A 13,113-nucleotide genomic window follows, 5' to 3' on the forward strand; every position below is an offset into this window, starting at 1 on the left:
ACTATTGGAGTGGGTGGTAAGCGGCGCTTTTGAACCTAACTGCTAACAGCATGTTAGAAATTAGCCGTTAACGTTGCATTATCTTGACATGCCATGGTGAGCGACGTATGATCAAATCACGTTCAGAAGTTCGCACTAGAAGGGGTTGTAATGGATTACAAGGATTACTACACAATTCTTGGAGTAACAAAAACTGCAACCGAAGCTGAAATCAAAAAAGCCTATCGGAAATTGGCGCGTCAATATCACCCAGACCTCAATCCCGGCGATTCTGAAGCTGAACGTAAATTCAAAGAAATCAACGAAGCCTATGAGGTAGTGTCGGACAAAGACAAGCGAGAGAAGTACGATCGCTTCGGTGCCGATTGGGGACGCGCCCAAAGTACAGGTTCGGGGTTTAATTGGAGTCAATACGCCTCGCAACCAGGTGGTTTTGGTAGCAACTTTGGCGGCGATTTCGCCAATGGTGAGTTCTCCGATTTTTTCGAAATGTTGTTTGGCAATGCCAGCCGCCGCCAAACCAGCGGGGTTTATGGTAATCGCCGACCACAACGCGGCCAAAATGTTGAGCAAGCCATTGATGTTACTTTAGCCGAAGTGCTCAGTGGCACCCAACGCACGCTTCAATTGCAAGCGCCCGAAATGTGTAGCAATTGTGGTGGTAGTGGTGCGAGCCGTGGTAGTATTTGCCCAACCTGTGGCGGTACTGGCGTGAGCGGCACCAGCACTCGCACGATCAATGTGCGCATTCCTGCCGGAGTCGATCAAGGCTCACGCATTCGCGTTGCTGGCGAAGGCAGCCCTGGCATCGACCAAGGCAAACGTGGCGATTTGATGTTGGTGGTCAATCTCGTGCCCGATAGTCGCTTCGAGCGCAAAGGCAACGATTTACATACCGATCTCGCAGTCGATTGGCATACCCTCATCCTTGGCGGCAAAATAAAAGTTCCATTGCCTGATGGCAAGCAATTAACCTTAACGGTGCCCGAACAGACCCAAAATGCTAAAGTGTTTCGTTTGCGCGGCCAGGGCGTGCCCAGCCTGCGTGATCAGAACACTCGCGGCGATTTGCTGGTCAAAGTTCAGGCAGTGCTACCAACCAGCCTGACTCCCAAACAGCGCGAATTGGTAATGGCTCTACGGGACAGCGATTAACCGAAAGGATGAAGGACGAAGGATAAAGGATGAAGCTGTTTCATCCCTCATCCCTCATCCTTCATCCCTTCAAAGGGTTTTTATATGAAGTTAGAACGATTTACCGAAAAAGCGCAAGAAGCGTTTCAACATGCTCAAGAGTTGATGCACGAACAGCATCACTCGCAGCTCGATGTTGAGCATATCTTCTTGGCATTGTTGCGCCAATCAGATGGGATTGCCGGGCGAGTTTTGGGTCGCCTCAGTGTCAATGTTGAATCGGTAATTGCCCGCGTCGAACGCGAGCTTGATAAATCGCCCAAAGTTTATAACTATGGCTATCCACAGCAAAGCGTCTATGTCACGCCCCGCACGCAGCGCTTGGTCAAACGCGCTGAGCAAGAAGCTGAGCGTATGGGTGATCAATATGTCTCAACTGAGCATTTGTTGATTGCGATTGCTGGCGAACGTGAAGGCGCTTCCGCTCGTATTTTGGCCAGTTTTGGCATTGATACCGAGCGCTTGCTTTCGATTCTGATGGAGATTCGTGGTTCGCAACGCGCCGATGACCCAACTGCTGAGAGCCGCTATGAAGTGCTGGAAAAATATAGCACCGATCTAACTGCCCTCGCCACCCAAGGCTTGCTTGACCCAGTGGTTGGTCGCGATAGCGAAATTACCCGCGTGATTCGGATTTTGAGCCGGCGCAGCAAAAATAACCCTGTGCTGGTGGGCGAAACTGGCGTTGGTAAAACTGCCATCGCTGAAGGCTTGGCTCAACGCATTGCCAATGGTGATGTCCCTGAGTTGTTGCGTAATCGCCGTGTGCTAGCCCTCGATTTGGCGGGCATGGTCGCTGGCTCAAAATTCCGTGGTGAGTTTGAAGAACGGCTCAAAGCGGTGATGGATGAAGTGCGCTCGGCCAAAGGCAAAGTGATTGTCTTCATCGATGAATTGCACACCGTGGTTGGAGCTGGCTCTGCGGCTGGCTCAATCGATGCCTCGAATATGCTCAAGCCAGCCTTGGCACGGGGCGAGATGCAGGCAGTTGGCGCGACAACCACCGACGAATATCGCAAGCACATCGAAAAAGATGCCGCCTTGGAACGCCGTTTCTCGCCAGTCTATGTTGAAGAGCCAGATGTTGAAACCACGATCGAGATGTTGCGTGGTTTGCGCCGCCGCTACGAAGAACATCACAATTTGACGATTAGTGATGCTGCCTTGAAAGCCGCCGCCAACCTCTCGCATCGCTATATCAACGATCGCTTCTTGCCCGATAAAGCCATCGATTTGATCGACGAAGCTTCGGCCAAACTGCGAATTGATATTTATTCGATGCCCAAGGAGTTGCGCGAAAAGCAACAAGCAATTCGCGATTTGCACCGTGGCGAGGAAGATGCTGGTAATCAACGCGATTACGAACGCGCCGCGATTCTCAAAGCTGAAGCCTTGGCCTTAGAAAGCGAATTTCAGCTTGAGCGCCAGCAATGGCTCGAAACTAATCAACTTGATGATGTGGTCGATGAAGAAGATGTGGCCACCATCGTTGCCAACTGGACGGGGATTCCGGTGCAGCGCATGCTTGAAACCGAAAAACTCAAGTTGGTCGAGATGGAAGAACGCTTGCATGCCCGCGTTGTTGGTCAACATGAGGCGGTAACTGCGGTTTCCGATGCGATTCGCCGTGCCCGATCAGGCCTCAAAGACCCACGCCGCCCAATTGGTTCATTCATTTTCGTGGGGCCGACCGGGGTTGGTAAAACCGAACTGGCCAAAGCCTTGGCAGCCTTCCTCTTTGATGATGAAGATGCCATGACTCGCGTCGATATGTCGGAATATCAAGAACGTCACACCGTTTCGCGCTTGGTTGGCGCACCTCCAGGCTATGTTGGCTACGACGAAGGCGGTCAATTAACCGAATCAATTCGTCGCCGCCCATATCAAGTGATTTTGTTCGATGAAATTGAAAAAGCCCATGGCGATGTATTCAATTCGTTGCTGCAAGTGCTTGATGATGGCCGCTTGACTGATGCGCAAGGCCGTACCGTTGATTTCCGCAATACCGTAATCATTATGACCTCGAATGTAGGTACTGATGAGATTCGGGCTGGCTCGATTGGCTTCCGCCGCGAGAACAAGATCGATATGGGTGAAGTGCGCAAGCGGGTTGACGATGCCTTGAAACGCACTTTCCGACCTGAGTTCTTGAACCGCATCGATGAAATTATTCTGTTCAAGCCGTTGGAAATGGCTGAATTGACTGGAATTATCGATGTGTTGGCGAACGAGGTTGCAGGTCGGTTGGGCGAGTTGCAAATTACCTTGCATCTGACCCGCGCTGCCAAAGAATTGTTGGTGCAAGAAGGCTATAACCCAGTTTATGGGGCACGCCCATTGCGCCGCACCTTGCAACGCTTGGTCGAAACGCCACTCTCACGCTCGTTGCTCAAAGGCGAGTTCAGTGCTGGCGATGTGGTCGAGGTCGATGTTGAAAATGGCGTGATTATTTTCAACAAAGGCGAACGCTTGCAAATTACCAGCAGCAAGCCAGTTGAGCCACTTTCAGCCTAACAACGCTTGAATCGAAACAGCGGTCGGGAAGTTGCTTCCCGACCGCTGAATGGTTTAAGTTAACAAACGCACCACAATTGCCGCATGCTTATCGCCTTCAGCGGCCATGGATTGAGCATGTTCGGCAGTTTGCCACCATTGCCAATCGAGATGTTGATACAACCCCAACACATCAAATGGTACATCTTGTGGTAATACTGCCGCCACGTTGGTTGGGTTTTGCATTTGCCAGCGTTGCACGTTGATTTGTTCAGCTACAGCCACTGGATGATAGGCAATTCGCGCAATACAGGCCGCATCTTTGGTTACGAATTGGCGATTAAATTCCATGGTCAAAATCGAGCCAGAGAAGGCTGTGCGATATTGCGAATAACCGCAACCACTGCCTGAATCCAAGGCCAAAGCTTGCAAACTCAGCCAAGGGTTAAACACCATTGAATTTTCCAACTCAATAATCGTTTGATCGTCGATCAAGCCCAAAAACAGATGAAATTGCTGATAGCCATTACCCAAAAACGTTGCCAGATCAAACGGTGCTGGTTGGGCGCGTAACTGCACCACTTGGCGCAACAGATTGATTTCGTTGGATTGAGGTCGCCCGTTGAAGCGCTGAAAATAGCGTTGATACACCAAACTGAGCGCTTCGAAATTTGGCTCGCAGCTTAAACGTGGTTCATCGGAGTTACCACAAAAATCCAGCCAAAGCTGCTGCGGCTGAGCAGGATCAAGCAACATGCTGGCTCGGATATGGCGCGTGGTGACTGAAGGGCATGAACCCAAGCTGATCAAGCCATCGGCGCGGGCTGGCGTGCGGCTTAATCGCCGTTGCGAATGCCAGCGAAAGCCCCATTGATTAAGCGTTTGGTTGCGCCGCAGCTCGCTGTGCCAAGCGGGCAAAGGGTGGCTCATGACAGGCTCCTTGCACGAAAAAACGACTACCCGCATAAGATAGTCGTTGAGTGTGTCAGGGATTGACCTTTACAAACCAATTATTGGCCTTCGCGAGCCATTTCCTCCATTTTTTTACGCAAACTTAAAGGCCGCATATCCGTCCAAACTTGTTTGATATGTTCTAAACATTCAGCTTTTGGGCCAACTTTACCTTCATCGCGCCAGCCAAGTGGGTTTTCACGATCAGCTGGCCAGATCGAATATTGCTCTTCATGATTCACGACAACTTTGTAAATGGTGGTATCTTCTTCATCGTTCCAACCCATGGTCGAGAATCCTCCGTCATAGGCCAACATCACTGTTGGTAAACTTCAACAATTGCAGCGGCTAGGGCGATTGCGAGGATGAGGCTTGCACCACAGATGCTTGTGCTGCAATCTGGCTTTATTTTACCGCATCCCTTCATGGCCTAGCAAGAGCCAAATTTAGGCGTGTCGCGCCAGGACTTGGCGCAACGCTGGTAAGGGCTGTGCTCCAGTGACTTGTTCAACCACTTTGCCACCCTTAAATACCAACAAGGCTGGAATACCTTGGATATTGAAGCGTTGGGCGGTGCGTGGGTTTTCATCAACATTCAATTTAGCAACGACTGCTCGCCCAGCAAATTCTTTGGCTAAGCTTTCGATCGAGGGTGCAATTGCTCGACACGGCCCACACCAAGCCGCCCAAAAATCGACCAACACTGTTTGGCCGCTGCGAATGGTTTGCTCAAAATTGGCATCAGTCAGCGTCAACGGGGTCGAACCACCCGCAACCGCCGTTGCTGGTGTTAGTGGTGTACTGGCTGCATTCGGCAAATTGCCCAAGGCTTGGCCATTGACTAAGGCCTCAAGCACAGGCTGCAATTGCTCTTTGCTTAATCCGCCAACACAACGGCCTTGCACCTCGCCTTGGCGAATAAAGACAGCACTTGGAATTGCGCTAATTGCATAATCCTTGGTCAATTTGGGATTTTCTTCAGGATTGACTTTGACGATCAAGGCGCGACCTTCAAATTGAATTGCCAATAGATTCAGCACTTTATCGAAGGCTTGGCTCTGTGGATCGCTTTTGCTGCTCCACACAACCATCAAGGGATAACCAGTCTTGAGCACACGCTCGAAACTTTGATCGTTGGTATGAATTGGGGTTGAGAATGTCATCGCTGACCTCCTTGGTGTTACTGGTTTGAGTGTAACACGCTGCTATAGCGAGTTGCATTAGCAATCTGTCAATGTTTTGTTTAGAAAATGCTCGGTTGAGTTGCTAATTGTTCAATGATGTTTGGTTCAACTTTGTAGGCATGAAGTTGCTGAGCAAAACTGATTTCATCGCGTATGTCTAGCGATTGGGCTGAGGTTAGGCTATCAGTGCCCAAGCCAACCCGAATGCCCTGTGCAAGCATCTGTTCAAGCGGCATGCGCCCACACAACAGATTGTGATTGGAGCGCGGGCAATGCACCACAGCACAATCATATTTGGCAATTAACGCCAGATCATGGGCATCGACTTGGACAACATGCACCAACACAGGCTGGGCTTCGAGCACCCCCAAGCGTTCGAGATAGGCGATTGGCGAACATTGCGGAGCTTGCCACTCGATATGGGGCGTAATGCGGCGGTTAAGTTCGCGTAATGGGCCAATGCCCTGTTGCAAAAAAGCCACTTCAGCAGGCGATTCGGCGATGTGGATGGCCCAAGGCACAGCTTCAGCCCGACACCAACGCGCCGCAGCCTCGAACAAACTGGGGGCACAACTATAGGGCGCATGAATGCTCAAGCCAATTTTCATGGCGGTTTCTCGTTTGCGCCAGGTGTCGATTTCGCGTTGGGCCGCCCTAAATCGCTCCAGCGCCACGCTTGGATCAAAGCCAAGCACTTCGAGGTAGACCACGCCCGCCAAGCCGCTGCTAAGCAAGGGTTCAATGCTCAATCGCGTGGCTGAGATATCGCCAACTGTGGTAGTTTGGTTTTGCTGGAGTTGTTCGATCGCACTGTGGATGCCACGTTCGAGGGTGGCATTATCAAGCTGCATGCGCCGCGAGAGCATAGTTTGCAGCCACGCACCAAATTCTTGGCCAGTGGGGCAAACCTCGGCCAAGGCGCTAAGTTCTAAGTGGGTATGGGCATTGGTATACATTGAGCACTCCTGCTAAGGCGATTCTGCTCAAATAGTAGCACTAATGCCCACTGATCCAGCTACATCATGCTCATCAACTGCCAAATAATCACGATAAAGGTGATCAAGATGATGCCGCCAATCAGCATCATCAGCAAATTGCTGCGTTGTTGACGGTTGGTATACAAACGCGGAGCAGGTGCTTCGCGAATGGTGTTATCGGCGGGCGGCATGGGCATAGTTGGTGCACTGGTTGGCTCGGGAGCTTTGGCCACGGCGGCTGGCGTTGGTGGCAGTGGTTGCACCCGCCGTTTGGTTGGCTCGGAAGGCGCTTTTTCATATTTAGTTGTGGGGGTTGGCGGCGTTGGTACCGACTCCGCTGGAATCACGTTGGGAATTGGTTGGCTAGCCGTTTTCGGTGCAGTGGGAGTGGTTGGGGTTTTTGGCTCGCTGGCCACAGCTGGCGGCGTTGGGTTCGAAATTGCTGGGGCGCTGGGCGCATTGACCGCTTGATCCAGCACCGGAGTGATTTGGCTGCGCACATATTCACCTGTACCAGTCGATGAAATGCCCAAGGCTGCTTCAAGCGCTTCGGCTAAATCCAAGCCAGTTGGGAAGCGCTCAGCCGGATCTTTGGCCAACATTTTGAGAATTACGGCCTCAAGTTGAGCCGAAATCGCCGGATTGATCGAGCGCGGCGCTTTGGGTGGCTCGGCCATATGCAACATCGCAATCGCCAATGGATCAGAATCGTCAAACGGTACTTGGCCCGTCCAAAGCTCGTACAAAATCACGCCCAAGCTATAGAGGTCGGTTTGGGCCACAACTTTGGCTGATGAAATCGCTTGTTCGGGGGCAACATAATGTGGCGAGCCGAAAATCTCGCCGCGTGTGCCAACTTCGGTCAGTAAGGCCAAACCAAAGTCGGCCAAAATCGCCCGCCCATCTTTGTTGATCATAATATTCGATGGTTTGACATCACGATGGATAACGCCTTTGCTGTGGGCATAATCCAAAGCGGCACAAACCTCACGAATCATGCGGCAGAGCGTGCGTGGAGTCCATTCTTGGGCGCTAGTGCGCACTTGCTCGATCACCTTGTGCAGATTATCGCCCTCGATATACTCCATCACCATATATAACAGGCCATACGAATCGCCATAGTGATAGAGCCGCACAATGTTGGGATGTTCAAGTTGGGCAATCGCCTGGGCTTCGCGATTGAAACGCTCGGCATAGCTTTGATCGTTGCGGAAGGGCGTGTCGATCACTTTGATCGCCACGGTGCGATTGAGCCGTACATCAACCCCACGAAAGATATTGGCCATGCCACCACGGCCTAGCAAGGCTTCAACCCGATAGCCATCAAGATATTGGCCTTCCAAAGGTTTTTCGGGATCGAAGGTTGCAAAGCCTAAAGCTCCTGGCTGCGAAGGTGGTCGCACACCAGGCGCTGTATTAGCAGTGGCCAAAATTTGATGACTGCCGGTGATGCCTAAAGCCTGTTCTAGCGCCGCAATCAGCTCTGCGCCAGTTTGAAAGCGTTCGGCTGGGGCTTTGGCTAAAGCTTGGAGCAACACTGCGGCTGTAGCATTATTCAGCTTAGGGTTTTTCTCTTGGGGTGGTGGTGGCGGCTGAGTAAGATGTTGCAAGGCTACGCTGGTGGCCGAAGGATCATCGAATGGCACCGAGCCAGTCAACAATTCATACAACATCACGCCCAAGGCATATAAATCTGATTGGGGAATCGCATCAGCTGAGCGACGCGCTTGCTCTGGGGCGATATAGTGGGCCGTGCCAAAAACCTCGCCCTGTGAGCCAAGCTGAATATCGAGCGCCAAACCAAAATCCATCAACACTACTCGCTGATCATGAGCCACCATGACATTCGATGGCTTGATATCACGGTGAATTACGCCTTTTTTGTGGGCATAATCGAGCGCACTGGCCAAACTACGGGCAATATGCATCACGGCGCTATGAGGCAAGAGGCTGTTGGTGCTGGTGTATTGGGCTAAAACTTTCGAGAGATCAACGCCATCGATATATTCCATTACAAAATAATAGAGATTATCAGTATCGTCGGCGTAGTAGATTTGTACAATATTTTCGTGCCGCCAAGTGGCGATGGCGCGAGCTTCGCGCACAAACCGCTCGGCATAGCTTGGCACTTGACGATAGCGTCCATCGATCACCTTGATTGCCACAGGCCGATCAAGTTTGACATCATGGCCGACGTAAATCAAGCCCATGCCTCCACGGCCTAGAACGCGGTCGATGCGGAAGTTGGCGAGTTGTTTCCCAATCAGATCATCAGTCATAATGTGCCAAACTTAAATTCAAAAGGTAAAAAGGTTGAAACCGCGAAGGACACGAATGCTATGTTTAGCCACGAATTGCACGAATTACACGAACGAGATGTAAAGCCTTCATCCCTACATTCTTCATAATTCCCGCTGTGCCTCTGCATTAAAGAATTGATCCACAAGGTTTTTTTAGCCACAGATTGGCACAGATTTCTTTGATTATCATCTTATACCAATCGCCTGAGCTCTAGCACCTGACCTCTGCCCCCTAGTTATTGGCGACTATGGCGGCCTTGGGTAATTTTGGTCAATTCACTGATAAAGCGATTAAGACCATTAACATAGCTTTCCAAGTAATCGTTGGCGATCCGACGGGCCAAATCGCGTCGTCCAGCAGTTACAAACAGCCCAACATGCGGGCGAAAGTCGCGCAGCGAAACGTGCATCACCCCATTGGCATCGGTGATGACACCCCAAGCCAAAGTTTTTTTCTCATTATCGTCTTTGGCCGTAATAAATCGTGATAAGGAGCTAGTCTCAGCTACCGCGCCCACATTTGAAAGCACCTCGCGGCCTTTGATCAAATCGTTGAGCACATCGAACTTACCAGGAATCGCATCGAGCAGGCGTTGCAAGGCCATCGGTACGTGGGCCAACAAGCGTAAGGCTCCTGATGAGGTACTTTCGCCTGATTGGGCAATATCTTTAGCGCGGGCTGACACCTCGCCAAAACCAGCAATCGTCGCCAAATAATGCTTTTGAGTCGCCTCGAAGGTATCCCAGACTTCTGCTCGCCACTCTTGCCGTGCTTGATCAAGCAAACTTAATGCGCGTTCATGCAATTTCGTGATTTCAAGTTCTTCTAGCGGAACCTCAAAGGTCATGGGGTGCAGCCGATCGCTGGGATTGGGAATGCTGCCATCAACCGGAATGAGAATTGCTGGGTTAGCCAGTGATTCTTCAAAAGCCGTGATGGTTGCTTCAACCGCTGCTTTGAGATTGGCATCGTTGGATGCTTCTTGCAATGAAGCTTGCAACTCAGGATTGGGCTTGTAGGAAACCGCATGAATTGCGCGGTAGAGCACCAAAATATCGTTAACTGTAATTCGAATTTGGTCGTTGCGCTGCTTGAACAACTTGCGCAATTCCAAAATCTTCTTCAGATCAACCCCGATTGATTCGGCGCTGGCTTCGGACACAATCTTGGGGCTATCGGCAAGAATCTGTTTTTCTTCATCGTTGAGTTCAATATTGGGAGCATATGGCCGCACTGTGCCCGCAACTGGCGCTGGTTGGCCCCGCAAATAGACCGCCCAAGCCAAGGCTTCGAGGGTCATAATTTCGGCGACGGCTGAACCCCAAGCCCCATCGAAGAAAATATGCGATTGATCAAAGACCATACTTGAACCAGTATCGATCAAGGTCAGGCCGTGGTCTCCCAATCCACGTTCGGTCAGGCGTAACTCAGCCAAGGGCAAGTGGCGCGGGCGGCCATCGGCATTAAACCAAATTGGCGCACAGCGCAAGGCCTCAAGCTGTTGGCTAGTTTCAGGGCGCAACTTACCCAAAATGCTGGGCAAGATTGTGCGTTTGGTCGTTGCCAAAGGAATTAATGAAGTTGGAGCATGATTGGCTGGGCTTGCCAACAAGGCGGCAATTTGGCTGCGCACACTGCTTACATCGTTGGGGCGGGTGCTATTGGGCGCACAAGCAGGAATCAAATAATAATGGCCGCGCCAGATCAAGCCAATATGCCAACTTTGGCGTGGCAAAGCTACCATATTTTCGTTGTAGGGGGTGGGATCAAGGTAAGCTGCCAAGGCCATTTGGCGCTGATAGGCTGGCAAGGCAATTTCACGAGCACGCTGAAACTGTTTGCCCCAACGTTCGCGAATTTCTTTGGGCAAATCGCGGGTCGATTCGGCCATAAATTCATCGAATTTGCGTTTGCGATACAGCGCATAATTTTCTTGCGATTGGACATCGGGGCCACGGCCATAGGGGCGTTGGCGCTCCCATTGATTATATAAATCGGCAAATTGACGCGTTTCAGGATTAACCTTGGTCAGATCGCGGAGCAAGGCCAATGAAACTCGCTCACGCCATTCGTTTTCGAGCAGATCGGGATAGCTATGCAAAATGTGAATTGCCGCCATAACCCAAGCGGTCATGCGGTCGATTGGTGGCAAATTAATTTTATGGTCGTTCAGGGTTTCGTCGAAGCCGATGGTTTCGTTGGCATGGCGGGCAGTATCCTCGCGCAAGGCATAGCCCACATAAAACTGCCATGTGCCTTCAGGAAAAGCATCTTGGGGGTCTTTGCCAGCCAATTCGAGCAGCTTTTGGTAGCCCCAAATAACCGCCGCCGGCCCAGCAAAAAAGGTGCTAAACACCGCTTTATCGAGGGCTTGCTCTACCCCACGAAACAGCAAATTTACATCACGCTTAATGACATTGCCTGCTGGACGACGGCCCGTCAACTTCGCCAAGCCACTTAAAATCACCCCGGGGACATTACCAGCAGGCACGACCCGCGAGATTTGGTCAACAACGGCATCGATTTCCGGCAACGACAACCGCGACACCTGACTGATCGAAATCGAATGCGCAATGCTACGCAAATTGTCGGCAGTCAAATGCGAGGCAGCGGTGAACTGTTGCTGCGAATCCATGATACCCCATCCACACCACATGCTCGATAGCGAAAAATTAATGACCTCATGATAGAGGAGCGTGGGCAGCCTGTCAAAATATTAAAATGGGCCTGTTTTGACGCGCTGCGCTGTTGTGCTAATCCTACTATATTTTATCGTTTTTTGAAAGAAGCATGCGGAAGGATGAAGGATGAATTATGAGGGATGAAGAAAAAGATGAAGGATGAATTATGAGGGATGAAATGTAATCATAAAGACGAATGGTTACAATCCCCAAAATGTTCCAATAGCCTAGAGCCTCAACGCTCTGGGCCTCTGGGTTAAAGCTTGCCCCTTGCCCCTGAATCCTGACCCCTTATTCTATGTTCAATGCTCTCTACTTTTGCCTTTCGCTGTGGCTTCTCGTATACTAAACTGCGTTAACAACTATTGACCTAAGCAACTTGTAGGCGGGAGTTTATGCAACCCAATGGAATTCTAACGCTGACAACCGATTTTGGCAGCGTTGATGCGTATAGCGCAGTGCTCAAAGGCGTGATTCTTTCGGTGAATCCCCAGGCAACCATGATCGATGTGACCCATGAAATCGATGCCCAACGGATTGCCCAAGCGGCCTATTTATTGCACACAGGCTATCGCTACTTTCCCGATGGCACTGTTCATTTGGTGATTGTTGATCCAGGTGTGGGCGGTGATCGTAAAGCTGTGGCGTTGTGTTCGCCCCGTTGGGCCTTTGTGGCTCCTGATAATGGTGTGCTTTCGTATGTTTGGAAGGATTTAGTCGCCGAGTTTGGGCGTGAGCAATTACAGTTGATCGAATTAACTGATGATCGCTGGTGGTTGCCCAAGGTCAGTGCTACGTTCCATGGTCGCGATATTTTCGCGCCAGTTGCCGCTCATCTTTCAAAAGGGGTGCAGCCTGAAGAATTGGGCCAACCATTGGCCGAATTGATCGATTTGCCTTTAGCTGAGCCACGCCAACGCCCTGACGATGCTTGGGAAGGCCGAATCATCCACGTTGATAACTTTGGTAATTGTATTACCAATATTACTCGTGATTTTATTGCCCAGCATGGTGGCATCGAGCAAGTTGAAATTGGGATTCTCGATCAGCAAATTGGCCGAATTTGCCGCACCTACGCCGATAGCGAATGGGGCATGGTGATGGCGTTGTTTGGCTCTAGCGAACGGCTCGAATTAGCTGTACGCAATGGCAATGCTGCCCGCATGCTCGGGGTTGGCATCGGCGATAGCCTGCGAATCCGCTTTATCAAAGGATGAATTATGAGGGATGAAGGATGAAGTGATTCAGTTTTTAACCACGAAGGACACGAAGAACACTAAGTTTAGTTCAATCAATAACTAAACTTTCGCAGTAATTAAGGCATATAACTAA

Annotated in this window: 9 protein-coding genes; 3 read left to right on the top strand and 6 right to left on the bottom strand. The window is 50.8% G+C overall.

What is annotated here, in order from left to right; all coding sequences use genetic code 11:
• The first annotated feature begins 150 nt into the window (after positions 1-150).
• Positions 151-1,155 carry a DnaJ C-terminal domain-containing protein gene (locus tag ABEB26_RS01145; RefSeq protein WP_345720101.1) on the top strand — a complete coding sequence of 335 codons (1,005 nt, stop codon included), beginning with the start codon at positions 151-153 and terminating at the stop codon, positions 1,153-1,155.
• Positions 1,156-1,239: 84 nt separating this feature from the next.
• Complete coding sequence (locus ABEB26_RS01150) at positions 1,240-3,708, top strand: ATP-dependent Clp protease ATP-binding subunit (RefSeq protein WP_345720102.1); 2,469 nt, start codon at positions 1,240-1,242, stop codon at positions 3,706-3,708.
• A gap of 54 nt (positions 3,709-3,762) precedes the next feature.
• Here ABEB26_RS01150 and ABEB26_RS01155 read toward each other — a convergent pair whose 3' ends face one another.
• From ABEB26_RS01155 to ABEB26_RS01180, 6 genes are all read right to left on the bottom strand, one after another.
• The gene (locus tag ABEB26_RS01155; protein ID WP_345720103.1) at positions 3,763-4,617 is read right to left on the bottom strand and encodes a hypothetical protein; all 855 of its coding nucleotides are present in this window, start codon (positions 4,615-4,617) and stop codon (positions 3,763-3,765) included.
• Between the two features lie 80 nt (positions 4,618-4,697).
• Positions 4,698-4,925, bottom strand: a complete 228-nt coding sequence (locus ABEB26_RS01160; protein ID WP_345720104.1) for an MbtH family protein — start codon at positions 4,923-4,925, stop codon at positions 4,698-4,700.
• Between the two features lie 159 nt (positions 4,926-5,084).
• Positions 5,085-5,801: a thioredoxin gene (gene trxA / locus ABEB26_RS01165; RefSeq protein ID WP_345720105.1), complete on the bottom strand. Its 717-nt coding sequence runs from the start codon at positions 5,799-5,801 to the stop codon at positions 5,085-5,087.
• A gap of 80 nt (positions 5,802-5,881) precedes the next feature.
• Positions 5,882-6,778, bottom strand: coding sequence for an amidohydrolase family protein (locus tag ABEB26_RS01170; RefSeq protein WP_345720106.1), 897 nt, complete (start codon positions 6,776-6,778; stop codon positions 5,882-5,884).
• Between the two features lie 59 nt (positions 6,779-6,837).
• Positions 6,838-9,078, bottom strand: coding sequence for a protein kinase domain-containing protein (locus ABEB26_RS01175; protein WP_345720107.1), 2,241 nt, complete (start codon positions 9,076-9,078; stop codon positions 6,838-6,840).
• 257 nt (positions 9,079-9,335) lie between these two features.
• Positions 9,336-11,735 (bottom strand): hypothetical protein, encoded by a 2,400-nt coding sequence (locus ABEB26_RS01180; protein ID WP_345720108.1) that lies wholly within the window; start codon positions 11,733-11,735, stop codon positions 9,336-9,338.
• A gap of 441 nt (positions 11,736-12,176) precedes the next feature.
• Here ABEB26_RS01180 and ABEB26_RS01185 point away from each other — a divergent pair, with 441 nt between their 5' ends.
• Positions 12,177-12,998, top strand: a complete 822-nt coding sequence (locus ABEB26_RS01185; protein WP_345720109.1) for an SAM hydrolase/SAM-dependent halogenase family protein — start codon at positions 12,177-12,179, stop codon at positions 12,996-12,998.
• Positions 12,999-13,113: the final 115 nt, after the last annotated feature.

The organism is Herpetosiphon gulosus (assembly GCF_039545135.1).
Taxonomy (GTDB): domain Bacteria; phylum Chloroflexota; class Chloroflexia; order Chloroflexales; family Herpetosiphonaceae; genus Herpetosiphon; species Herpetosiphon gulosus.

Coding starts and splice junctions, on each gene's coding strand:
- ABEB26_RS01145 (WP_345720101.1), top strand. CDS start 151: ATGGATTACAAGGATTACTACACAATTCTTGGAGTAACAAAAACTGCA.
- ABEB26_RS01150 (WP_345720102.1), top strand. CDS start 1,240: ATGAAGTTAGAACGATTTACCGAAAAAGCGCAAGAAGCGTTTCAACAT.
- ABEB26_RS01155 (WP_345720103.1), bottom strand. CDS start 4,617: ATGAGCCACCCTTTGCCCGCTTGGCACAGCGAGCTGCGGCGCAACCAA.
- ABEB26_RS01160 (WP_345720104.1), bottom strand. CDS start 4,925: ATGGGTTGGAACGATGAAGAAGATACCACCATTTACAAAGTTGTCGTG.
- trxA (WP_345720105.1), bottom strand. CDS start 5,801: ATGACATTCTCAACCCCAATTCATACCAACGATCAAAGTTTCGAGCGT.
- ABEB26_RS01170 (WP_345720106.1), bottom strand. CDS start 6,778: ATGTATACCAATGCCCATACCCACTTAGAACTTAGCGCCTTGGCCGAG.
- ABEB26_RS01175 (WP_345720107.1), bottom strand. CDS start 9,078: ATGACTGATGATCTGATTGGGAAACAACTCGCCAACTTCCGCATCGAC.
- ABEB26_RS01180 (WP_345720108.1), bottom strand. CDS start 11,735: ATGGATTCGCAGCAACAGTTCACCGCTGCCTCGCATTTGACTGCCGAC.
- ABEB26_RS01185 (WP_345720109.1), top strand. CDS start 12,177: ATGCAACCCAATGGAATTCTAACGCTGACAACCGATTTTGGCAGCGTT.